The organism is Nostoc sp. DSM 114161, assembly GCF_052692665.1.
Genome location: NZ_CP195141.1, coordinates 3,026,837 through 3,050,784 on the forward strand (window position 1 = coordinate 3,026,837; position 23,948 = coordinate 3,050,784).

16 protein-coding genes are annotated in these 23,948 nt (G+C 42.1%); 7 read left to right on the forward strand and 9 right to left on the reverse strand.

Features of this window, described 5'->3' with window-relative positions:
• Positions 1-59 precede the first annotated feature (59 nt).
• Entirely contained in the window at positions 60-2,222 is a 2,163-nt protein-coding gene (locus tag NSTC745_RS13355) for a GumC family protein (protein WP_445637566.1), read from the forward strand.
• A gap of 279 nt (positions 2,223-2,501) precedes the next feature.
• Here NSTC745_RS13355 and NSTC745_RS13360 read toward each other — a convergent pair whose 3' ends face one another.
• From NSTC745_RS13360 to NSTC745_RS13380, 5 genes are all read right to left on the reverse strand, one after another.
• The gene (locus NSTC745_RS13360) at positions 2,502-3,422 is read right to left on the reverse strand and encodes a manganese catalase family protein (RefSeq protein ID WP_445637567.1); all 921 of its coding nucleotides are present in this window, start codon (positions 3,420-3,422) and stop codon (positions 2,502-2,504) included.
• Between the two features lie 334 nt (positions 3,423-3,756).
• The gene (locus tag NSTC745_RS13365; RefSeq protein ID WP_445637568.1) at positions 3,757-4,098 is read right to left on the reverse strand and encodes a cupin domain-containing protein; all 342 of its coding nucleotides are present in this window, start codon (positions 4,096-4,098) and stop codon (positions 3,757-3,759) included.
• 184 nt (positions 4,099-4,282) lie between these two features.
• Positions 4,283-4,681, reverse strand: a complete 399-nt coding sequence (locus NSTC745_RS13370; protein ID WP_445637569.1) for a hypothetical protein — start codon at positions 4,679-4,681, stop codon at positions 4,283-4,285.
• A gap of 212 nt (positions 4,682-4,893) precedes the next feature.
• Positions 4,894-5,991 (reverse strand): DJ-1/PfpI/YhbO family deglycase/protease, encoded by a 1,098-nt coding sequence (locus tag NSTC745_RS13375; protein ID WP_445637570.1) that lies wholly within the window; start codon positions 5,989-5,991, stop codon positions 4,894-4,896.
• Positions 5,992-6,101: 110 nt separating this feature from the next.
• Positions 6,102-6,503, reverse strand: coding sequence for a DUF2267 domain-containing protein (locus NSTC745_RS13380; protein ID WP_445637571.1), 402 nt, complete (start codon positions 6,501-6,503; stop codon positions 6,102-6,104).
• Positions 6,504-6,853: 350 nt separating this feature from the next.
• On the opposite strand from NSTC745_RS13380, the gene NSTC745_RS13385 reads away from it, so the two are divergent.
• Complete coding sequence (locus NSTC745_RS13385; RefSeq protein ID WP_445637572.1) at positions 6,854-7,252, forward strand: DUF6335 family protein; 399 nt, start codon at positions 6,854-6,856, stop codon at positions 7,250-7,252.
• Positions 7,253-7,356: 104 nt separating this feature from the next.
• Here NSTC745_RS13385 and NSTC745_RS13390 read toward each other — a convergent pair whose 3' ends face one another.
• The 3 genes from NSTC745_RS13390 to NSTC745_RS13400 form a co-directional block, all read right to left on the reverse strand.
• Positions 7,357-7,716 (reverse strand): Rieske (2Fe-2S) protein, encoded by a 360-nt coding sequence (locus NSTC745_RS13390; protein ID WP_445637573.1) that lies wholly within the window; start codon positions 7,714-7,716, stop codon positions 7,357-7,359.
• Between the two features lie 65 nt (positions 7,717-7,781).
• The gene (locus tag NSTC745_RS13395) at positions 7,782-8,819 is read right to left on the reverse strand and encodes a glycerophosphodiester phosphodiesterase (RefSeq protein WP_445637574.1); all 1,038 of its coding nucleotides are present in this window, start codon (positions 8,817-8,819) and stop codon (positions 7,782-7,784) included.
• A 298-nt stretch (positions 8,820-9,117) separates the two neighbouring features.
• Complete coding sequence (locus NSTC745_RS13400) at positions 9,118-10,671, reverse strand: glycosyltransferase family 39 protein (RefSeq protein WP_445637575.1); 1,554 nt, start codon at positions 10,669-10,671, stop codon at positions 9,118-9,120.
• A gap of 781 nt (positions 10,672-11,452) precedes the next feature.
• On the opposite strand from NSTC745_RS13400, the gene NSTC745_RS13405 reads away from it, so the two are divergent.
• Positions 11,453-11,803: a histidine triad nucleotide-binding protein gene (locus NSTC745_RS13405; RefSeq protein ID WP_445638597.1), complete on the forward strand. Its 351-nt coding sequence runs from the start codon at positions 11,453-11,455 to the stop codon at positions 11,801-11,803.
• Between the two features lie 175 nt (positions 11,804-11,978).
• Positions 11,979-13,061: a photosystem II q(b) protein gene (psbA, locus tag NSTC745_RS13410; protein ID WP_445637576.1), complete on the forward strand. Its 1,083-nt coding sequence runs from the start codon at positions 11,979-11,981 to the stop codon at positions 13,059-13,061.
• 814 nt (positions 13,062-13,875) lie between these two features.
• On the opposite strand, the gene NSTC745_RS13415 is transcribed toward psbA, so the two are convergent.
• The gene (locus NSTC745_RS13415) at positions 13,876-14,556 is read right to left on the reverse strand and encodes a RibD family protein (RefSeq protein ID WP_096534769.1); all 681 of its coding nucleotides are present in this window, start codon (positions 14,554-14,556) and stop codon (positions 13,876-13,878) included.
• Between the two features lie 16 nt (positions 14,557-14,572).
• Between NSTC745_RS13415 and NSTC745_RS13420 the strand changes: the two genes are divergently transcribed.
• From NSTC745_RS13420 to NSTC745_RS13430, 3 genes are all read left to right on the forward strand, one after another.
• On the forward strand, positions 14,573-14,713 hold the full coding sequence (locus NSTC745_RS13420) for a hypothetical protein (RefSeq protein WP_445637577.1): 141 nt from the start codon (positions 14,573-14,575) through the stop codon (positions 14,711-14,713).
• Between the two features lie 186 nt (positions 14,714-14,899).
• A complete protein-coding gene (locus NSTC745_RS13425) occupies positions 14,900-19,051 on the forward strand; it encodes a GAF domain-containing protein (RefSeq protein ID WP_445637578.1) in 4,152 nt (1,383 codons plus the stop codon).
• A gap of 868 nt (positions 19,052-19,919) precedes the next feature.
• A complete protein-coding gene (locus NSTC745_RS13430) occupies positions 19,920-23,615 on the forward strand; it encodes an ATP-binding protein (RefSeq protein ID WP_445637579.1) in 3,696 nt (1,231 codons plus the stop codon).
• The last annotated feature ends 333 nt before the right edge of the window (positions 23,616-23,948 follow it).

The following is a 23,948-nucleotide window of genomic DNA, read 5'->3' on the forward strand; positions in this document are numbered from 1 at the left end:
GTACCAAAGCTGTTATACACATTTTTTGTAACGTAAATTAATTAAGTATTTTTAAATAGATGGAGAATCATTCTTCTGAATCATCAAGTTATGGCCAGAATAGGAACTCTTTACCACCATTTCTTCAGTCTCAACCTTTACCGTGGTCGCAAGAGGAAGCAAATGATTCGAGTTTCGCACAAATTCTGAGTGTTATACGGCGACGAGCGCTAGTCGTTGCTGGGGTAACTATTACTGTAATGACAGTTGTTTTTGTCAATTTGATGCTAAATCGAGAGTTACCAGTGTATGAAGGCAACTTTCGCTTGTTAGTGGAGCCTGTAAATGATGACTCGAAAGCAGTAGATATTGTCAAAGACCCGAATGCAAACAAATCTGGTTTAGATTATCAAAGTCAAATTGAGGTTCTCAAAAGCCCTGAGTTGATGGGAGAGATTGTAAAACACTTACAAAGTACGTATCAAGATGTAAGCTACAGTTCGCTGATTGCAGATTTGACGATTTCTCGGTTTGGTGAAACCAAGATTATAGAAGTTCGTTATCGGAGTCACGATGCAAAGCAAGTTAAAATTGTACTCGACCAAATTGCTGAGGATTATCTAGATTATAGCCGAGAAAGGCGACAAACCAAGTTACGCCAAGGAATTCAATTCGTAGAAAAACAGCTGCCATCTATTCAAAATCGAGTCGATCAGCTTCAGAAAGAGCTGCAAACATTCCGACAAAAGTACGATTTTGTTGACCCAGACATCCAGTCCGAACAAGTTGCGAGTCGAATCAGTAGTTTGTCTGGGGAACGAGAAACCGTCAATCGGCAATTGGCAGAGGCTCGCGCCAATTTATCTTTCCTACAGGGGAAAGATGGTCAGGTGGCAACCCTCAAGGATGCTCCTTTGTATCAACAGTTGTTGGTTCAATTACAGCAACTAGACGTTCAAATCGCTACAGAGTCAACTCGTTTGCAAGATAGTAACCCAACTCTCCAAACATTGAAGCAGAAACGAGCAATGTTGTTACCATTGCTCAATAAAGAAGCACAACGTTTTCTGGGTACAAAAATAGCAGAAGTAACGACTCAGGTTCAAGCTCTAGAAGTGCAAAGCCAAGAGCTTGCTAAAGTAGAGCAGAAACTCGAACTACAGCGCAAGCAATGGCCAATTTTGGCACGACAATACACTGAGCTACAGCGAAAATTACAGGTTGCTACTGAGAGTTTGAATCGTTTTTTATCTACTCGCGAAAATCTGCAAATTCAGATATCTCAGACAGAACTTGGTTGGCAGTTACTTGAGGCACCAAGTGAGCCTAAGTTTCCGATCTCTGATTCGAGCATCAAACGTTATTTAATACCAGGAGTGTTTGGGAGTATAGCCTTAGCAATTGGTCTAGCCTTACTGCTGGAAAAGCTTGATAAGACCTACCATAGCATTCAGGCACTTAAAGAAGAAGTTAAACTACCGTTACTGGGAAATATTCCATTTGAAAAACAAGTCGAAAGCGCTCAAAAATACACAGCTACGGGGAAAGTTCCCATTATAAAAATACCAAGTCCGATTTTTAAAAGTATTTCCGGCTTAGATGGGTTCGGAAAAAAAGATCGTAGCAGCCATCGGGCAAAATTTTTAGAAGCTTTGCAGATGCTTTATACAAATCTTCAATTGCTCAGTGGCGATCGCTCTACTACTTCTCTTATTATTACCTCAGCTATGGATGGTGATGGTAAATCCACTATCGCCTTCCATCTAGCTCAAATAGCTACAGAAATGGGGCAACGAGTACTACTTGTAGATGCTGATTTACGCCAACCCAACATTCACACCTTATCAAATTTAAATAACTCACGGGGATTAAGCGATCTAATCTCGACAAACCTACCGATGAGTGAGGCGATCCGACAGCTGCCCTCGATGAATGGACTATCTGTAATCACTGCTGGGCCAATAACGTCCGATCCGATAAAGCTCCTCTCATCTGAAAAGATGAAGCGATTAATGATAGATTTTTATCATACCTTTGACTTAGTGATTTATGACGCTCCCCCTGTGTTAGAACTAGCTGATGTTAGCCTGCTGGCACCCCATACTGATGGCATATTGCTAGTAGTAAGAATTGACAAAACTGACTCATCAATCCTCAAGCGAACTTTAGAACATCTCAAAACTTACCGGATGAATGTCTTAGGTATGGTTAGTAACGGTCAGAGCAATATCAACGGTGATTAACCCAAGTTATATCAGCAAAGTAGGAAGGAAGCTACGCAATTCTCAATTAACAAATTCAAATTGTATTTAGGTTTAAAAGTTTGAATCTGTTGGTGAATTTTAGAGAATTGGTATTCCTAGTTAGCCATTTAGGTGGTTTAAAAGGACTAACTATTAAGTAATTAGTATGCTAAATCAACGTCAGTTCCAGGGATGGCCCCAATCCTCATTTACTGGGAGAATTGGGGAGAGAATATGTTATGGCATTCAATATATCCCTGATAAATTCCCCTGCCAAAATTAGCCGCCAATAGTTTTGCGTTCAGTTACAGAAGGTGCGCCAGAACCATTGCCCTGTGTCTGTCCAACGTTTGGCGTACCATGTAGTCGGAGGTCAGGCTGGGGTGGTTGTGGTTCTGGCCCCAGTGGTTGGGGATTTGCCACATATTGGAATTCACCTTTGCCATCTATCGATGGGCCTTTCGCCCAGCGACCTTCGGCGCTTTCGGTTCCTTCAGAATGATTCCAGAACTGATAAGAAAACTCGCGTTTCTCCAAGTCTAATGGGAAGGAACTAGGAACTGGAGTCTTTTCCAGTCCAGAACTTTCTAAATCTTCAATAGCTGCTAACCACAGGTTTTGATGCATCGTATCGCGGGCGATCATAAAGCTCAAGGTATCTTTCACACCAGGATCGTTGGTCATTTCATATAGTCGTATTGCCTGCAAACGCCCTTGACTTTCTGCGTGGAGATTAGAGCGAAAGTCTGCCAACAGGTTACCACTGGAAACAATAAAGCGACCGTTCCAAGGATAGCCAACGCTATCAGATGGTGTAGCACCCAAACCAGAGACAATAGCATGTTGGGGGTTCATAGCCGCAGCCATAATCGCATCTCGTGGATTACTACCACCCATCACTGCACCCACAACCGCATCTTTTACACTTTCTTCTTGCATTGTCAGCGGCGCTTTGTCTAAAAGATGGGCAATCATTGTAGCCAGCATCTCAATGTGGCCGATTTCCTCAGTACCAACATCTAGCAGCATATCCCGGTACTTGGCAGGCCCTCGACAATTCCAGCCCTGAAACAGGTACTGCATCATCACAGTCATTTCACCAAAAGTTCCGCCAATGAGTTCTTGAATTTTCATTGCGTAGACTGCATCTGGTTTTTCTGGTGGCTTAAAGTACTGTAGTTTCTTGGTGTGATAAAACATTTAGATTCCTTTTTAATTGCAGATAGTAGAAACACAAAATCAAATTATTGCCGAACTTTTATCCAATATTTGTGTTGCCTGTCTTTCTCTAGGAAACTAAGTAAATGCTCGATATTCATCAGCCTCTAGTCTGATAAAAATGTGACAGAATTTCAGTAAATTTAAAACTATAGATACATATAAAAAACACAGATAAAAAATTATCTGTGCTTAGTGGCGTTATTAATTTAATGTATCAAAATCATTGTAGAGAGTTGCGATTGTAATGTATCGAAATTTGGATTTCTACAACAATTCAGCAGCGCCTGTTTATCTAAAGTTTGATTTTCGATTTCTAATTTTCATCCCGCCCGTGAACTTGAGCGGGGGGGCTTGTTGCTTCAACAGCAGTGAATGGTTCTAGAATTTTATATGTGTGGCTAGCTCCTTTTGGTACTACCCAAGAACTCCCCGGCTCTAGTAAAATATTTTGTCCTTCAATGTGTAATTCTGCACGACCATTGATTACATAACCAACAGTTTCATATTCCCGTGCAGTTGGCTCTTTAGGTTCATTTGGTTGCTCATTCTCCCACAAACGCATGGAAATACTTTTGCCAGATGCCAGATATTTTTGACCTAGTTGACCTTTAGGAGAATAAGCAGAGTCTATTTTTGTAACGGTTTTATCAGGCATATTTTTTCCCTTCAATAATCTATGGTGTCTCTATCTGATTTGTGAATCTATTAAGTAGGCAATAGACAATATAAAATTGTCTATTGCCTACTCTGCCCTTACCTAAGGTGTAGATGCTTTTTTCACACAATCAAATCAGTATTGATATGTGAGTCGAAAATTAGACTGAAGACTTGCTAAAATTCTAGTCTGCGTCTCTGACTGGTGTGTTAGGAGAATATTGGTAATAGCCTTGTGTATCTCTCTGCGAGCGGCTAGTTTTGTCTGCGGCTTTGTTTTTTGTAGAATCAAAAAACTCTTTTGTAGCTCGTGGAGTTTCTTCATCCAAGTTTAACTTTTGGCGGACATTATCAACAGCATTTTTTTTCTTGTTCTGGCTGTTTCGGATTTGATTATCGTTTCTAATGTCACCTTGACCCTCTGGTACACCTTTATAATAAGTGCCTTCTGGAGTGATAACATCAGCTTGTGCTATATTACCGTAGCTAAAAGCTTGACCGAGCAAAAACATAAATCCTACCAGAAAGACCACAATGATCTGACGGATACGAATATTTTTTAGCGAAGAGATCAGTCGATTCATAAAAATCCTCATTACATTTATGTAGCGGGTAAAATTCACAAAATTGAATGAATATTTGCCATTCAATATTTGAGAACGATTTGGATCTAGTTGTCTTTCTTTGAAGAGGCAAAAGCCCCTATATCTGCATTTCCAGATTATTCCGAGAAAAGAGATTTGAAGAAAGTCTGTTTTATAGGGAAGCACAGCGGTGCTTCTCTACTAATGATTATTTACATCGATACAGCAGCGCCGGTAGTTGGTTTGGGAGGCTGAATTTGAGAAGCTGTTCGCGCTCGATACAACTCTAGTAATCGCTGTTCGTATTTCAATAAATCCTGGTAAATTTGTTTAAAAATAGCGGTTGCTACTGGGTCAGTGTACATTGCACACAAATTGCCAATATCACCAATACCCGTTTGCACATCTCCCAAAGCAGAACGTAATTGATAGATGTCGTCACTTCCTGTTAGGGCGCTTTTAACTTTGGCATACTGATTAGCGATATTTGCCCCTAAAGAAGGCTTTTCACCTAATGCTTGAAGATAGGTTTCTAATTTTTGAATATGGCGTTGTTTGTTGCCAATTATATCTTGGAAAACTGATTTTATTTCAGCATCAGATTCTTTTTCTGCGTATTTTTCTAAAGCTTCCAGCGAATAACGTTCTCCTGCAAGGGCAGTATTTAAACCTCTGCCGATTTCAGTTTTTGTCGAGCCACTCCAGGCATCGGCTAGTTTCCACCATTGGGCAGTTGTATCTTTTTCATTTGGTAGTGCAACATCTTTGCCACCATAACCCAACCGACTCAAAATGGCTGTGGTGAAAATTGCCAAGTCTCCAGGTTCGCGAGATGTAATTAAATTCCCATCTACTATTAAAGGTTCATCTAAATAATTTGCACCTGCATTAGTGATGTCTTTGCTAATAGCACTAAAGCCAGTAAGTTTTTTACCTTTAATTAAGTCGCCTTCAATCAAAACTTGTGGTCCGTGGCAAACCGCAGCAACTAATTTTCCTTGTTGTACAGCTTCTTGTACGAAGCGTACTGTATTGGGGTTGCGCCGCATTCTGTCGGGAGCCATACCGCCTGGAATTACTACTGCATCGAATTCGGCTGCGATCGCTTCTGTTGTTGTACCATCAGCTTGGATGCTTAATTTACCGCGTTTACCCTTATATTTTTCATTCATCCGGGAACCAAGGACTACTACCTCCATTCCCGCTTGTTTTAGACCATTATAAGGAACTATAAATTCTACATCCTCTACCGCTTGTTCAATGAGGATAGCAACTTTTTTATTACCAAAATGATTGTTATTCTGAGCCATAGTATGGTATCACCTGTTTCTTTCTAGTATTTAACTAGCTAGCATTTTCATTGAAAAGAACAATTAAACAACTAGGATTTCTCCCTTATAATGTTTGTTTAAATTGTCCGCTATGCAGGTACTTCGCCTGTTGGTGAAGTAGCAAACAATTCTTCATAATCATGAGACAAATAGGCATGAAGAGCAGCAAATGTTTGTGGATTGATAGCGTTTTGCAACACTGCAAATACAGCCCGGACATGAATCGCAGTCGTAGTTGGTTCTATATTTTCTTTTTGGCTCGCACGGACAATAAATTCTTGCAAGTTGAAAGAACGATCGCCATTTAGTTTTTGCCCTCGCAAATAATCGCCTAGTGGTTGAGGGAGGTTTGCAGCTAATTCTTCTGCCTCATCACTAGCTATGCGTTCTTTAAGAGTTTCTAATGTGGCACGGGTAGCGCGTTCTGCTTCTTCGCGAGAATCTGATTGAGCCAAGGTTTGTACGTGCGTAATAAACTCGTTGTATTCCACTTTGCTACCTCCGCCGTGCAAAATAATTGAGTGTATTATTGTTTAGCATTCAGGTAGTTAACAACATCAAAATGGGTAAATTAAATTCTATTTTTTGAGTAATAAAAAATAGTTACGAGCGAGAAGTTGACGGTCGAATAATTTCGGTTTTATAACTCCTAACTCATAACTAAAAACTTCAACTACAAGTTGCTTGACCATGAATTGATATTTCCAATTTACGCCGCGATCGCTAGTTTAGCTTCGTACTAAGGGGATAGATTATTTTACGACTAAAGCTATACATCTTTAGTAAGACAAATTTTTGGCGATAAAACGTTATTGTAAGAGTGCAGAAAATAACTAGTAATATGGCAAAAAAAAATCACAATGACGAAATAAAAACTGATGATTTGCCGCAAGAAATTACTGAATCTTACGGTACTGGTGTGAAAGACTTGCCAGGATACAATATTGGTGGGCGATCGCTGCGAGATGAAAGAAGCGAGTACACAGAAACTAGCCCGGAACTTACTGGCGGGGATGTTGATGCTTATTGGCAGGATGCAGATGCAGTTGGAGATGAAGCTGTCGGCGGTAGTGTTGCAACTCCCGATCAAAGTGTCACTGAAGATATAGAAGCAGCAGTAGGTCTGGAAATGGACGATTTCTCTTTTCTGCGTACCAACGATATTTTAGAGGAACGCGACGAGCGCCGTTGGGAGTTAGATCCCAAGTCTTCCGAAGATTATCAACAACGGCGAGAGTAAATTGAGTATGGGGCATAGGGCAAGCAGGAAGTGTGGGAGGTGTGGGAGGATAGGGAAGAAATCTTTCCTCCCACACCTCCCACACTTCCCCATCTCCCATCTACTTATTCTTCCTGGACATCAATCCAGATACTACCTTCTTCCACGCGAATTGGAAAAACTGGCAATGTTTTTTCCTGGGAAATCAAAGAGAATACTTTACCTACACCAGGTGGCCAGGGACACCATTGTTTTACCTCCCCAGTACTTAGATCAAAACTACTGCGATGGAAAGAACAAACAATCGCATTATCTTCAGTGATTTTTGCGCTTTTCAGCGGCAATTTTAAGTGGGGGCAGATGCCATCTACGGCATAAAGCTGATTTTCATGATTTAAAAGTAGGATTTTTCGGTTGCCAACTTTTACCACTTGTCGCGCACCTGGCGATAGTGCTTCGGCAGCAAGAACTTTAGTCCAGCTCATTAGGCTCTCCTTTCCTAACAGATCTGCTTTTAGTTTCTCGCAATTGTGACCAGTGCGATCGCTTTTTAGGAATCAAAAGGCGGGAGTGGAGAGTGAGAAGAAGACTCAAACCCAAGGTTTTGATTCAGAGCATAAGCAGTATCTGGATAGTCGCTAAATACCCCATCAATACCTAATTTGAAAAATAGATCGTATTCTCCTTGGGGGTTTCCTTGGAAATCCAATGGTAAAAAGTGGTCTTCATTGCGGAAAGTCCAGGCATGAACGAGCAAACCAGATGCATGAGCATTGATAATTAAAGATGTTGGTGAGAGCAATTTACCAGTGCTGTCTCTGGAAACTAAGAGGTTTTTATGAATTCCGATCGCCTGTGCATATTTAGCAATTTCTTCTAAACCTGAAGTCGTTATTAAATCTGTATAGGTACTACCATTGCCACTAACTATAAAATCATAAGGTTTACCACTATTATTCACCAATTGCACCAAAGGCAAATCAGTTTTTGTAGATAAATCTTGCAAATTACTCACTTCAAAAGACTGAATGAAAACAGGTGCATTAGCTCCTCGATAACCGTTTGCACTTAAAGTTGTTAATAAGGGTTTTTCTAGGGGCAATCCAATAGATTTAAAATAACTTGGGTGCTTAGTTTCTGGATAAATTCCGATCTGACGATTAATTTCGGCGCTTTTCTTTTTCACTAAATCGATGATTTCTTGAAATGTGGGAATTTCAAATAATCCATCATAAAAAATATTTTGTGGACGCAGTTGAGGAATTCGCTCTTTAGCTCGTAATGTTTTCAACTCTGCAAGAGTAAAGTCTTCAGTAAACCAACCTGTTTTTGGTTCTCCATCAATTATTTTGGTGGTTTTACGGCCAGCAAATTCTGTATGTCTGGCAACATCAGTAGTTTCAGAAATTTCATTTTCGTGACGAGCAATTAAAACACCGTCTTTTGTAGAAACTAAATCTGGTTCAATATAATCAGCCCCTAGTGCGATCGCTAATTCATAAGCCGCTAGAGTATGTTCTGGACGATAGCCGCTAGCGCCTCGATGTGCAATGATAATTGGGGGTTTGCCTGTGAATGTTTTTGTCACCTCAGTTTCAAAATCTTAATTTTTTTGCGATCGAGTTATCTTTTACAGCGTTTTTCAGGTAAATGAAGTACACGGGTAGGGGCTTTACAGCTGTAAGGCCCCTACTACGATCTGTACCTCACCAACTCGCAATCTGCTGTATGTAGTTTTTAATTCCCAATTAATTTCAAGCATTCCCAACTTTATTAGTTACAGCAAATTGCCATCACAAGCCAAATTTAGACATTTTTATCCTTCACCTACACTCCTTATTCTCCCAAAATAGTTACATCAGTATCTGCAAATTTAAGATTTAAAATTATTTATTACTCCTAAATCGATATATCTTAACATACCGGAAACTTTCCTCATTTTCTAAAGTATATAACTCGCTCATTTGCGTTTTAAACTTATCTTTTAATTCCCAGTAAAACTCGCGATTAATTATCAAAAATACTGTATTTGTATTATTGGTAGCTGTATTAATTTTTTCTCCTAAATTTTTTCCTTTTACTGTTTTGAGAATATATGGCGGTATATATAAAGTCGATGAATCTCCATAATATTTGAATAATCTAATCTGTCCTAAGAGTAATACAGATTTTGCAGATGCATCTCGATTTTTTATTAAATAGTGAACTGCCGAGCGATAGTCATCTTTTCCATATATTGGATCTAAATAGTAATTAAAGTTGGAATAAACATTCATAATTACCAGACAAATAGTAGCTATTTTGGCAAATTTAGATAGTATATCTATTTGACTTTGACCTTCTTCGTTTTGAGCTTGGTAATTATGCAAAAAGGCTGATGGTATCAAAATAAAAAGTGGAATACATAGATAAAAAGAATGACGCGGCAACCAATTAATTTTAGTAAAAATAGCAAATAGCAAATTTAGTAAAAATGATGAAGTCAAAATCAATGTAAAGAAATAGTCAGCACGTTGATAACTTCTTTTCTTTGACTGCCTTAAAAAACTCTTCACCAAAGCTATAATAATTACAGTAATGATAATAAAAAATATTAGGAAATGAGGCCAGTAACTAAGTAAAATGTCTATTTTATTATCACCGCGTAATTCTTCTAATGGGGGGCCATAGGATGTGCCGACTAATATGCCGTAGATCACAAACATAATATTCTGAATTATGGGCAACCCAGTACGAGTTACTGCTGTAGCTGTTGGATCTGATGCAGCAGGCGAAGACAAATAAAACCAAATCATTGGTAAGGAAAAAATTACTGAAGGTATCAACCATCTGAGCCATTCTTTGAAGTTTCTATAAACGATAGCATGAGATATATAAAAAGCTGATGTAAACATCATTGTTAAGACACTGCCAAAAGTTCCTATAGCAGTAAAAATCCCAAAAAACACTTGTGAAATAATCTTGTTATTTTTATCATCTTTGAGAGAATTGCTAAAGAAATATATCTGAAGCGAAGCTATGAATATTAATAATGAGTAGGGTCTAGCATCTTGGCTATAGAATACGCTAAAAGAACTCACTGCTAAGATAAGGGAAGACCAAAATGCATGTTTTTTGCCATAAATATTTAGGCAAGTAAAGTATACAATAATGACTGAACCTACTCCCAACAAAGCTGAGAGCGATCTAATCGCAAATTCACTCTCACCAAAAAACGAACGCCAATAGAATAATATTAAGTAATAAAGTGGTTGGTATTTATCACCAGCTTCTCGATTGACAATTTTATGAAAGTTTTCTTGCAAACTTGTAGCATCAGATAAAGCTAGGCTCCAGCCTTCATCAAACCAAAGACTTTGATTTTGCAATGAAAAGAAACGGGCAAAGATACTAATTGTAATAACTGCAAACAAGAAAAAATAATATTTTGATTGTTTCATACATATTTATCTCCAAAATATTAATCTACGCAATATCTAACTTTCCACTTATCAAAATTTCATCTATAGCGATACTAAACTGTTTGCGAACACCTTCTTTCTTATCTTCCTTTGTGTACTTAGCGACGGCAGTCGCTCATGGGGAGCCAGTGCGCCCTTGCGGCTCTGCCGACAGCCAAGCAACTGGCGTGGAGACCCCCTACGTACCCGTCGCTGCCTCTCCTTTGCGGTTGGTTATCATAACTTTTGTTCGTGACCTATTTGGGATGGCTGTAGACTCGACAAGATATCAAAATAAATATCTGTAATTTGGGGTAAGAGTAATTGGAGCTATGAAAGACTTTATCACATGAATGAGTATTATCTTTTGTTAATTCTTCTATTAAATAAAATAATTTATCGTCAATACATAAATAGAATAACCTATCGTCAATACAATTCGCAATTAATAATACTCGCCTTTGGCGATAAGTAAACTATGCAATTCACAATTATAATTAGGGAGCGCTTGAACCCAGCACTGATTAAAGAAAGACCACTGATTCTATAAAATCAGTGGGGCTTATACCCCTTAATTATCAATTAAAAAATTAGGAGAATTAGGAGATTTATTGTTTTTAATTGCAAATTGTGTAGCTTGGTTCCAGGTTTGCGGGTGCTGCGAATTGACAATTGTTGTGGTCAAATGATGCTCAAAATTGCTTGAGTTTAGACTCTTGTAAGCATTTATTATATGACGCTAAACCTTTAAAATCTTTAGCAGATGAGTCGGTATATTGCCATGAGTGAAAATACAGAAACGATTTTCAGTAAAATTATTCGTCGAGAAATTCCCGCTGATATTGTTTACGAGGATGATTTGGCGTTGGCATTTAAAGACATCCACCCCCAAGCGCCTACTCACATCCTTGTGATTCCCAAAAAACCTATTGCCACACTAGCTGATGCTGAATCTCAGCATCATGCACTGTTGGGGCACCTTTTATTGACTGCTAAACGGGTTGCCGAAGAAGCTGGACTGAAAAATGGTTATCGAGTTGTCATCAATACTGGTGATGATGGCGGGCAAACAGTCTCCCATCTTCATTTACATATCCTGGGAGGACGACAGTTCGATTGGCCGCCTGGTTGATAAAACCGGATGAATTGCACTTGCGAATGCAATTCATCTTTTAAATAAATCAGTTTCATAATTAATAGTTATTTAAACTATCTTTACAAATCTTAATTTTGAGTTTAGAGTACTAAGTATAGGTAAGTGAGTTTACTTACTGAAATCATAAATTATCAACCGCACTTATAAAACAATGACAGCAACCATTCAACGTCGCGAAAGCGCCAACGTATGGGAGCGGTTTGCAAACTGGATCACCAGCACCAACAACCGCCTCTACATCGGCTGGTTCGGCGTCCTAATGATCCCCACCCTGCTAGCCGCCACCGCCTGCTTCGTAATCGCCTTCATCGCAGCACCACCAGTAGACATCGATGGTATCCGCGAGCCAGTAGCAGGTTCCTTACTCTACGGAAACAACATCATCTCCGGTGCAGTAGTACCTTCTTCTAACGCAATTGGTTTGCACTTCTACCCAATTTGGGAAGCAGCATCCTTAGATGAATGGCTGTACAACGGCGGCCCTTACCAATTGGTAATTTTCCACTTCCTAATAGGCGTATTCTGCTACTTAGGTCGTGAGTGGGAACTATCTTACCGCTTGGGAATGCGTCCTTGGATCTGCCTAGCGTTCTCTGCGCCAGTAGCAGCAGCAACCGCAGTATTCTTGATTTACCCCATCGGACAAGGTTCCTTCTCTGACGGTATGCCCTTGGGAATCTCCGGAACCTTCAACTTCATGATTGTGTTCCAAGCAGAGCACAACATCCTGATGCACCCCTTCCACATGTTAGGTGTGGCTGGTGTATTCGGCGGAAGCTTATTCTCCGCAATGCACGGTTCCTTGGTAACTTCTTCCTTGGTTCGTGAAACAACCGAAAGCGAATCTCAAAACTACGGTTACAAGTTCGGTCAAGAAGAAGAAACCTACAACATTGTTGCTGCTCACGGTTACTTCGGTCGCTTGATCTTCCAATACGCTTCCTTCAACAACAGCCGTTCCTTGCACTTCTTCTTAGCTGCATGGCCTGTAATCGGCATCTGGTTCACCGCCTTGGGTGTAAGCACAATGGCGTTCAACCTCAATGGTTTCAACTTCAACCAATCCATCATCGACTCTCAAGGTCGTGTAATCAATACCTGGGCTGACATCATCAACCGCGCTAACCTGGGTATGGAAGTAATGCACGAGCGTAACGCTCACAACTTCCCCTTAGATTTGGCTGCTGCTGATGTTGCTCCTGTTGCTCTAACCGCTCCTGACATCAACGGTTAATTGCTAACCAAGTCAACTGAAAATTAAATAAAATTAAAAGCGCTCCCTCAAAAGGGGGGCGCTTTTACTAGCAACAGCACTTACGCAAAAATGACCAAAAAGCTTAATTTTAGGACTTATACCAATTCTGTATGAAGATGCATTTAATTTTTTTAACGAACCGCCAAGTACGCCAAGAGCGCCAAGGTAAGAGTTTGAAAGAGTTTGGCGCAGCTTCGCAAAGAAACGGTATTACACACTCAGATCCCCCAACCCCCTTTTTAAGGGGGCTTTAGACTTCCCCCCTTTTTAAGGCTACGGTGTATACACAAGTCTTCTAAAGTTGTGCTGCAGGCTTTTGATCCCCCCAACCCCCCTTAAAAAGCTACGGTGTATACACAAGTTAAAAAAACCATTACTACAAAAGATTTGAGTCCAGTAGGGTGCGTTATGGACGATAGTCCTAACCACCGCAAATTTCTGGCGGTGCGTTACGCTGGCGCGATAACTACAAAACAGGATTTGGGGTGATTAAATCAGTTGTGTATACACCGTAGCCTTAAAAAGGGGGGCAAAAAACTCTCAAAGTCCCCCTTTTTTAAGGGGATTTAGGGGGAGCTACGACGATTTTGGCTTTGTTCCACAGATGTGCGTACACCGTAGCCCTTTTTAGGGGGGATCGGGGTTTAAGGCTAGTGCGTAAGTCCTGAATTTATCGTAGACGCTTTGCGGCTTGCCGAAGGCGTAGCTTGCTCGTATTGTAGGGGTACGCGCAGCGTCTCGTAGAGAAGGATTAATTATTGATGGATATAAAATAAATCTCCAGCACAATTTTTCACTTCAGTGTGCGGTAGTGCAAGAATAACTCACTTCCAACTCGACGAGTTTCAATGAGTTCTAGTTTAGGCGCAGCACTCGGAAGAAAACCCTCGCCCTCTACAGGAGTAGGTGCACTTTTTCCTCCATAGATGACGGGCAAAATGGTCAACCACCAATCATCAACTCGCCCTGCTTGCACTAAAGAAGCTGTTAAAGAGCCACCTCCCAAAGCAAATATTTTCCGTATACCGCGCTGTGCTATTAATTCATAGGCTTTATCCCAATCCAAGTCTGTATCGCCCACTTCTATTAATTGAGCAAGCTTGTGTAGGGTTGTTGCATCAGAACTGCGCTCTATAGCAGTCCGTGTGGTAAATATCCAACGCTCAATGTCCTGGCGAAAAAAATCCATATCTGGCGATAGATTAAGTGAAGCTGTGACAACGCAGGTAATTGGTTGGGGAGGCTGACCTCGGAACTGACGTGCTGCCAATAATTCGGGATTTTCAATTGTAAAAGCTACTCCCTCGTTTCGAGCCGTCCCCGCTCCCATTAATACTAAATCGGCTAATGAAACTTGATATTCCAAGTGTTCTCCGTCTACTGGATAGGAATTACGAGGTGCTTTAGAATCTACAGGACTAATTTTCCCGTCAGCCGTCATCGCAAGAATTACAGTTGTTTGGATAGTTGACATAATTACGTTGTGAGAGTTGTGGCGCTTTTTAACTCAGTGGAATAATTATGAATATCATTTACTACAAGCATATCAAGTTCTTCTGCGATCGCTTGTTCTAAAAATTCTTGCGATCGCCGAACTTGAGGTTTTCATTTTGGGCAGCAGAACCAAATAAACCAGTAACAGGCTTTAGTGGCTGCTTTACAATGGTAGATCCCCAAAACTATAGAGCCAGAATACCTAATTAAAGTTATAACTTCGTTAACCTCTGCTAAGGTTGGCTTGGTTAGGCATCCTTAAATAACGCAATGTCATTGCCGTTGCATTTCTAGCTTTCTACTTGACCATTGTCTCAAAGTTCATGAGTGAAACTCCCTCGAAATCCATTGCAACAACCGCCTCTTTACCTGCAAATGAAGTAGAACGCTTAGAGGCGCTGCGACGATATAAGATTCTCGACACTCCACCGGAAGCTGCTTTCGATCGCATCACTTCCTTGGCAGCGCGTTTATTTAACGTGCCAATCGCCCTAGTTTCCCTAGTTGATGAATCCAGAGGCTGGTTTAAATCTTCCTATGGCTTAGATATGCGTGAGGTGCAGCGAGATGCAAGTATTTGCAGCTTGGTACTGTTATCTAACGAGGTACTGGTTATTTCTGACACTAAAGAAGACAATCGCCTCGCATCTAATCCATTTGTCCACAATGAACTAGGTTTGCGCTTTTATGCTGGTGCGCCATTGCTGACTCAAGATGGTTTCAACTTAGGCACTATTTGTTTGTTGGATACACAACCGCGCGATGCCTTAACAAATGAGCAAAAAGCTATGCTGGCGGATCTTGCTGCAATGGTGATGGATGAACTAGAACTGCGACTGGCAGCCCGTAAAATCGATCGAATCGATGCAGCGTTGCTAGAAATAAGTGGAGGCGTTTCTGCCGTTACGGGTGAAGCATTTTTCTTTGCTTTGGTGCAGTATATGAGCAAAGTGCTGGAGGTTGATTACACGTACATTGGTCTGGTGGACGGAGATAATCAACAAGCAATTCGGACGATCGCCGCCTGCGCCAAGGGGCAGATTATCGATAACTTTACATACCTGCTGGATGATACCCCCTGCCAGGAAGTACTCCAGCAACGAAAATTGTGCTGCTATCCCCATCGAGTCCGAGCCTTGTTTCCCAATGCGCCGCTTTTAGAACCTCTAAACGTGGAAAGCTACGTAGCGGTTCCATTTTTTGACACTACAGGTCTGCCCCTGGGTCTACTGGGCGTGATGGATGGCAAGGCTTTGACAAATGTTCAGCTTGTAGAATCTCTATTAACTATATTTGCCCTACGCATCGCCACGGAAGTGGAGCGACAGCAAGCACAATATGAGTTGCAGCGCTTAGTCGAACAACGAACGGCTGAATTATCCCAAGTAAACGAATTACTTTATTTGGAAATTGCAGAACGGCAGCAAGCCGAAGCAGCCTTGGAAAAAGAACAGGAGTTACTCAGAGTGCTGCTTGATAATGTCCAGGCAGGAATTGTAGCTTGTAATGCTCAAGGGATTTTGACTTTATTTAATCGAGCAGCACGAGAATTTCATGGCTTGCCGGAGCAACCATTACCGCCTGAAGAATGGGCACAGTACTACGATCTGTATTTGCCTGATGGTACGCGGATGTCTAAAAATGAGATTCCGCTATTTCGAGCGTTACAGGGGGAGACGTTGGAAAATGTTGAAATGGCGATCGCCCCCAAACAAGGAAAAGCGAAGACGCTGCTTGCCAGCGGCCAAGCAATTTGGGATACCCAGGGCAAAAAACAGGGGGCAGTGGTGGTGATGCATGACATTACCGAACGCAAACTCGCCGAAGCTGAGCTACAAATTTCAGATGTTGCCTTACAACAAATGCCCGATGCCGTATTTTTGACGGATTTGGCAGGTAAGATTCAACGTTGGTTGGGCAATGCCGAGCAAATCTTTGGCTATACAGCAAAAGAAGCGATCGCCAAACCGATGAACTTTCTCTATCGCTCAGACATGAAAACTGCAATGATGGCTAAAATCATTGAGTCTATTCAGGCAACAGGAGAGTTTTATGGAGAAATTCTTTGCGTGCGAAAAGATGGCTCGGCAGTACCCATCGAGACAACAGCCAAAACCGTGTCTGACAAAGTTGGGAATCCCATCTTTTTAATTTGTATCAACAAAGACATTAGCGAACGCAAACAAGCAGAAGCGGAACGCGCCCAATTGATGCAGCAGCAAGTCCAAGAACAAACTGCACGTAAAGAAGCAGAAGCCGACCAACAAAAATCCGCATTTCTGGCAGAAATCAGCACGGCGCTGGCATCTTCATTGGATTATGAATTGACTCTAGCTAGCGTTGCGAATCTGGTGGTGCCGTTCTTTGCAGATTGGTGTGCCATCGACCTATTACAAGACAATCAATTTATTCATCGGGTTGCTGTTGCTCACCGCGATCCTACAAAAGTAGAATTGGGCTGGGAAATTCATCGGCAATATCCCAGACAAATCGACGCGCCCCAGGGAGTGGGGAGAGTGCTGCGGACTGGTAAAGCCGAGATGGCGGCTGAAATTCCAGATGCTGCATTGGTGATGGCAGCTCAAGACGCCGAACATCTGCGAATCTTACGGGAGTTAGGGTTGAAGTCTGGCATTATTTCACCATTAATTGCCCGCGGACAGATTTTAGGCGCAATTTCCTTTATCACAGACCAAGACGATCGCCGTTATAGTCAGGCGGATCTCACCTTGGCAGAAGACATCGCTCATCGAGCTGCGATCGCCATTGATAATGCCCGCCTCTACTTAGAAGCACAGCAGTCGCAACAAGCCGCCATGCGCTCGGCAGATCGCATTACTCTGCTTCAGTCCGTCACGGCTGCTTTTTCGGAATCGCTAACTTTGCTGCAAGTGGCGGATGTAATTGTAGATCGAGGAATTGCGGCTCTGGGTGCTAACTTTGCCATGATTGCGCTACTCAACGAGACTAATACTGAACTCGAAATACTGCGAACTGTCGGCTGCGAACCCGACCAAATCAAGGATTGGCAGCGGTTTTCCTTGAATGAGGCTGTACCTTTGGCAGAAGCGGTGCGAACTGGAAAACCCATTTGGGCAGAAGCATCACAAACACGAGCAATCCGCTATCCGCACCTGGCTCAACAGTATAAGCAGTACAACTTCGATGCCTGGATTTCGATTCCCTTAATGGTTGAGGGTCGAGCAGTGGGAGGTATGTCCTTTGGTTTCATCGAATCGCAACAGTTAGATGAGGAGCAACAAGCGTTTATTTTATCGCTGGCACAACAATGTGCCCAGGCGATCGTCCGTACCCGCCTCTACGAAGCAGAACGCACGGCAAGAAACGCCGCAGAAGCCGCCAACCGAGTCAAAGATGAATTTTTGGCGATTCTGTCCCATGAGTTGCGTACACCCCTCAACCCAATTTTGGGGTGGTCGCGGTTACTCCAGTCCCAAAAGTTAGACTCGGCAAAAACAACTGAAGCTTTGAAAACTATCGAGCGTAACGCCAAGTTACAAGCCCAATTAATTGAAGATTTGTTGGATGTATCTCGAATTCTCCAAGGCAAACTGAATCTTAATGTTACTTCAGTCGATTTGACCTCGACAATTACAGACGCAATGGAAACAGTACGACTGGCGGCGGAAGCTAAGTTAATCAAAATACAGACTATGCTGCAACCAAATGTGGGGCAAATAGCTGGCGATGCTAGCCGCTTACAGCAAGTTGTGTGGAATTTGCTGACGAATGCGATTAAATTTACACCGTCAGGGGGGCAGGTAGAAATTAGGCTGGAACGGTGTGAGGGGTTAGCTCAAATTACGGTTAGCGATAATGGCAAAGGTATTCCTCCCCAGTTTCTTCCCTATGTATTTGATTACTTCCGTCAGGCTGATAGTACGATAACCAGAAAATTTGGTGGTTTAGGATTAGGACTAGCAATTGTCCGCCGCTTAGTCGAATTACATGGTGGTACTGTTGAGGCACAAAGCGCAGGAGAAGGATTAGGAGCAACTTTTGCGGTTAAACTACCACTAATGCTGACTCAAGGGCAAATTAATCAGGATGCTAAACAGACGGAGCAAACTTTAGATTTAAGTGGTATCAAGATTTTAGTAGTAGATGATGATGCTGACAGCCGCGAGTTTGTGGCTTTCGTACTAGAGCAGTCAGGTGCAAATGTGGTAATGGCGGATTCTGCAATTGAGGGGTTGAAAACTTTAGGACATTTTCAACCAGATGTTTTGTTAAGTGATATTGGAATGCCGCAGATAGATGGTTATATGTTCGTAAAGCAGGTGAGAAATTTACCACCAGAACAGGGAGGGAATATAAAAGCGATCGCCCTGACTGCCTATGCTGGCGAGATTAATCAAAAGCAGGCAATAGCAGCAGGATTCCAGTGGCATATTTCTAAACCTGTGGAACCAGAGGAGCTAATAAAAACTCTTACAAAATTACTTAAAAATTAGCATAAACAATTTGATTTATAGCACGTAAAATATTCTACTTTATCGCTATGGGCAAATTAGGTTTTAGATCGAGCAAACGTTATACAACTTGTCCAAAATTAAGCGACAAATGTAAACTATAAAGTTATTGCCGCATCTAACTTTATTATTTGGTTAGCTTGTTCCTGATGCAGCGGCTATTGCGAATTGGTATTCTTTCTAGTTTGGCGATCGCCAGAGTTTTCGCTAAACAATTATTAGCTCCAATTGCTTATTCAATATGAGAAATGAAAAGCGTAGATATAACAGCATAGCTAGCAATTATAGTGGCAAAAAGCAACATAAAAAGCTCCTTGTTCTCAAGTGTTACAAAGTATATTTTTAATTTAGAGTTATTGCTAAAAAGCAACATCTACTAATCAGACTATTCTCTAAAACATATTTTTTATACTTTTGATATTTATATACGTTTTTACCGACTACCATAAGATACTAGAGAGGTTAGCAAACATATCAGGTAATAATCTTGCTACTATCTAAAGATATACAATTTCAAAGATTTTATTTCATTCTTGGGGATGAGCTTGTTGGGAAAAAGATTTTATCTGTTATAAAACAATGACAAATGGTCATTATTGTCCGGCAAATCACTTGTAAATAATATGGATGCATGAATTAGTGAGATGTCTAAGGACAAGCCGCTTTGTATCTAGGCAACGCTAAAATACCAATATTTCGAGCTATAAGCTAGTTTATTTATTAACAATAACCAATAATTAGAGTATTATTTTTCAACTTCTTTAACAGACTGATAATTTGTGCCATAATAACTTTTAAATATTATTGACAATTGTTGTTACTGTAAGGAAAAAGTAAGGAGAAAAGTGACGTGAATCGCCAACGTACAACGCTTAACGTATCACTGACTCCTGATTTTAACGATTTTATAGCCTCGCTCTTAGGGTCAGGAAAGTATAAATCTTCAAGTGAAGTTGTTCGCCAAGGATTGCGATTACTTCAACAACAGATATCAACCTCAAAGCTGGGAAAAGAAACCACTTCACAAGAGCAATCCGTAATAAAAGATAGGCAATTAGATCCGTTTCCTGGTTCTGGTGAAATGAGGGAACGCATACGCAATTTTGACTGGGCAAGCACATCTGTTGGCTCTATAGAAACATGGCCGCAAAGTTTGAAATCAACGATACGTACTTTGTTAGGTTCGCGCTATCCGATGATTTTGCTATGGGGAGAGGATTTAATCCAAATTTATAATGACGCATACACTAGCCTAATTGGAGCGAAACATCCTCTGGCGTTGGGTCACTCCATCCGGAAAACCCAGTCAGAATCATGGGATGTAATTGGACCAATGATTACCGAAGTGATGACAACGGGTATTCCCAACTGGGTAGAAGACCAGATGCTGGTAGTGAACCGGGCTGATTATAACGAGGAAGCCCACTTTAGTCTGTCTTACAGTGCTGTGGAAGATGATGAAGGCGTAATTAAAGGTATGCTTTGCGTGTGTAGCGAAGTAACCCAGCAGGTATTAGGGGAACGTCGTTTGCGCTTGCAACGCGATTTGGCAGCAAAGGCTAGTGATACGCGCAGCATAGACACTACTTGTAAAGATATTCTGTCTGCCATAGCCGAATATCCTCTAGATGTGCCGTTTGCGCTGATGTACTTGGGCGAATCAGATAGTAAAACAGTACGATTATTTGGTAGCGTGGGTGTGGACGAAAGCGATCGCATTGCACCAACTACCGTCCTTATTCAAGAATTCAACGGTATATGGCCATTTGCAGAAGTGATGGCAGGTCAAACAATTCTAGTTGAAAATCTCAAAGGTCATATTACCATTGCTGGTGGCCCTTGGGGCGAAATTGTCGATCGCGCATTAGCACTGCCCATCCCCTCATCAAATATTACTGCGCCCCTTGGGGTACTGATTGCCGGCATCAGCCCTAGCCGCGCCCTAGATGAAGCCTATAAATCGTTTTACGAGCTGTTAGCAGGACAGGTTTCGGTTTCGCTCCGCAATGCTGGAGCTTATGAAGAAGAACGCAAAAAAGCCCAAGCCCTAGCTGAACTAGATCGAGCGAAGACAACATTTTTTAACAATGTTTCCCATGAATTCCGCACACCTTTGACATTGATGTTAGGGCCTTTGGAAGATGTCTTAAGTAGGGAAAACGGGTCGTTGACAACACAGGAACGCGGGCAATTGCAGCTAGTCCACCGCAACAGTCTGCGTTTACTTAAGCTAGTCAACACTTTATTAGATTTTTCCCGAATTGAAGCAAGCCGCATACAAGCAGTTTACGAGCCAACAGACTTAGCTGTGCTAACCGGCGAACTCGCCAGCGTCTTTCGCTCAGCGATGGAAAAAGCGGGTTTGCGTCTGGTGGTAGATTGTCCCCCGTTACCACAACCAATCTACGTAGACCGCGAAATGTGGGAAAAGATCGTCTTGAATCTATTGAGCAATGCCTTCAAGTTCACCTTTGTCGGAGAAATTACTGTTATCTTGCGGTGGTATGAGGAACGTGTGGAAATGGAAATTCGAGATACAGGTACAGGAATTCCCGCAGCAGAATTACCACACTTGTTCGATCGCTTTTACCGCGTCCAAGGATCGCGGGGTCGGACTTACGAAGGTTCTGGTATAGGGCTATCCCTAGTGCGGGATTTGGTTCAACTTCATGGTGGTGAGGTTCGTGTCACCAGCCAAGAAAACCAAGGAAGTTCTTTCGTAGTTGTACTGCCCACTGGTACCGCTCATTTGCCCCCAGAGCGTATTGGAGCAAGTCAGAATTTGCCTTCAACTGCTTTTGGAGCAGCAGCCTTTGTTGAGGAAGCATGGCGTTGGCTACCGGAAGAAAGTGTGGGGGGATGGGGGAGTGTGGGGAGAGAGGGGGGAAAGATTTCTTCACCATCTTCCCACACCTCCCACACCTCCCACACCTCCCACACCTCCCTCACCTCCCACACCTCCCACACCTCCCCTGCCCGCATCCTCCTGGCTGATGACAACGCGGATATGCGCGATTATCTCAAACACCTACTTCAGCCGTATTATGAAGTAGAAGCGGTAACAGATGGGGTAGCCGCCTTAGCAGCAGTCCGCAGACAACTACCGGATTTAGTACTGAGCGATATCATGATGCCAGGAATGGACGGCTTGCAGTTGCTACATGAGTTAAGAGCCGATTCCGCTACAAAAGAGATACCCATTATTTTGCTGTCTGCTCGTGCAGGTGAAGAGTCTCGTGTCGAAGGACTAGAAATGGGTGCAGATGATTACCTGATTAAACCTTTTTCTGCACGAGAACTGCTGGCGCGGGTACGAGCAAACTTGGAGTTGTCTCAACTGCGTAAAGATGCTTTAGCCCAACGAGCCGAACGAATACGGGAGCAGGCGGCACGGGTTGAAGCTGAGGCAGCAAACCGTATGAAAGATGAATTCTTGCAAGTGCTTTCTCATGAAATTCGCACGCCCCTCAATGGAATGCTCGGCTGGGTTAAGATGCTTAGTCAAGGCAAACTGGACTCGGCTATGACTGCTCGTGCTTTAGAAACTATTGAACGCAATGCCAAGGCACAAGCGAAATTAGTAGATGATTTGCTGGACGTGTCACGTATTATTCGGGGACAACTGCGACTGGAGAAGCGCCCACTTTCTCTAATCTCAGTAATTACAGAAGCCATTGAAACTGTAAGACCGCAAGCTGAGGCTAAAGATATTACTATCGAGTCCATGCTCGATCGCAGTGCCAGTTCTGTTTGTGCGGATGCTAGCCGTTTACAACAAGTGGTGTGGAATCTACTTACTAATGCAGTTAAGTTCACACCATCGGGAGGACGAGTAGAAGTTTGCCTAGAAGCCGCAGGTTCAGACGCGCTCCTATTGGTCAAAGATACGGGCATTGGTATTCAGGCTGACATATTATCATACATATTTGACCGCTTTCGTCAAGCAGATTCAAGTACGACTCGAACTTATGGAGGGCTTGGTTTGGGGCTAGCAATTGTCCGCCATCTAGTAGAAATGCATGATGGAACAGTACGCGCCGAAAGCCCAGGGCTTGGCCAAGGAGCAACCTTCAGCGTGCGCTTGCCCTTGATGAATAATTCAAATGTTTCTCATGGTGCAGAATCAATGTCTGCAAAAGCAAAGAATCAAGTTTTACTCAACGGTTTACAAATATTAGTAGTTGATGATGAAGCTGATGGGCGCGACCTTGTTAGTTTTATCTTGGAGCAACGTGGTGCTTTAGTAATTCAAGCAGCATCAGTAGCCCAGGCATGGTCAGCACTAGAGCGGGGAATGCCACACATACTGATTTCAGATCTGGGAATGCCAGAGGAAGATGGTTACAGCTTTATTCGTCAAATTAGGGCATTACCAGTAGATAAAGGTGGAAGAATCCCAGCGATCGCTCTTTCTGCTTATGCTAAGGAAGAAGACCGAAGACGAGCGCTGCTTACGGGTTTTCAAATGTACTTATCCAAACCATTCGATCCAGATGAATTATTAATAATGGTTGCGAGTTTGGCTGGTATATTTCAGCAGAGTTAACCTTTTAAGCTGATTTGACACTCCCTAACCTAATACCGTTTCACTTTCAGATTGATACATTTAGGCAAGCAGGGGAGCAGAGGAGCAGGGGAGCAGAGGGGAAAGAATTTGGGCGTTGCTGAATCATGGGATGAAACCCGAACTATTGAAATCTTAAACTCCTTATTCTCTCTGCGCCTCTGCGCCTCTGCGTGAGATAAACCCACATTCCGCTATTATGCAACGCCAGAATTTTTATCAGGATTTTAGTGAAATGGTATAACGAAAAATTAGGCTTTTTGCTCCCCTCTCGTTAAAGGCTACGGTGTACACACAAGTCTCTTGACCTGTAAC

Excerpts from the sequence above, each read along its gene's own strand:
- NSTC745_RS13355 (WP_445637566.1), top strand. The coding sequence starts at position 60 with ATGGAGAATCATTCTTCTGAATCATCAAGTTATGGCCAGAATAGGAAC.
- NSTC745_RS13360 (WP_445637567.1), bottom strand. The coding sequence starts at position 3,422 with ATGTTTTATCACACCAAGAAACTACAGTACTTTAAGCCACCAGAAAAA.
- NSTC745_RS13365 (WP_445637568.1), bottom strand. The coding sequence starts at position 4,098 with ATGCCTGATAAAACCGTTACAAAAATAGACTCTGCTTATTCTCCTAAA.
- NSTC745_RS13370 (WP_445637569.1), bottom strand. The coding sequence starts at position 4,681 with ATGAATCGACTGATCTCTTCGCTAAAAAATATTCGTATCCGTCAGATC.
- NSTC745_RS13375 (WP_445637570.1), bottom strand. The coding sequence starts at position 5,991 with ATGGCTCAGAATAACAATCATTTTGGTAATAAAAAAGTTGCTATCCTC.
- NSTC745_RS13385 (WP_445637572.1), top strand. The coding sequence starts at position 6,854 with ATGGCAAAAAAAAATCACAATGACGAAATAAAAACTGATGATTTGCCG.
- NSTC745_RS13390 (WP_445637573.1), bottom strand. The coding sequence starts at position 7,716 with ATGAGCTGGACTAAAGTTCTTGCTGCCGAAGCACTATCGCCAGGTGCG.
- NSTC745_RS13400 (WP_445637575.1), bottom strand. The coding sequence starts at position 10,671 with ATGAAACAATCAAAATATTATTTTTTCTTGTTTGCAGTTATTACAATT.
- NSTC745_RS13405 (WP_445638597.1), top strand. The coding sequence starts at position 11,453 with ATGAGTGAAAATACAGAAACGATTTTCAGTAAAATTATTCGTCGAGAA.
- psbA (WP_445637576.1), top strand. The coding sequence starts at position 11,979 with ATGACAGCAACCATTCAACGTCGCGAAAGCGCCAACGTATGGGAGCGG.
- NSTC745_RS13415 (WP_096534769.1), bottom strand. The coding sequence starts at position 14,556 with ATGTCAACTATCCAAACAACTGTAATTCTTGCGATGACGGCTGACGGG.
- NSTC745_RS13425 (WP_445637578.1), top strand. The coding sequence starts at position 14,900 with ATGAGTGAAACTCCCTCGAAATCCATTGCAACAACCGCCTCTTTACCT.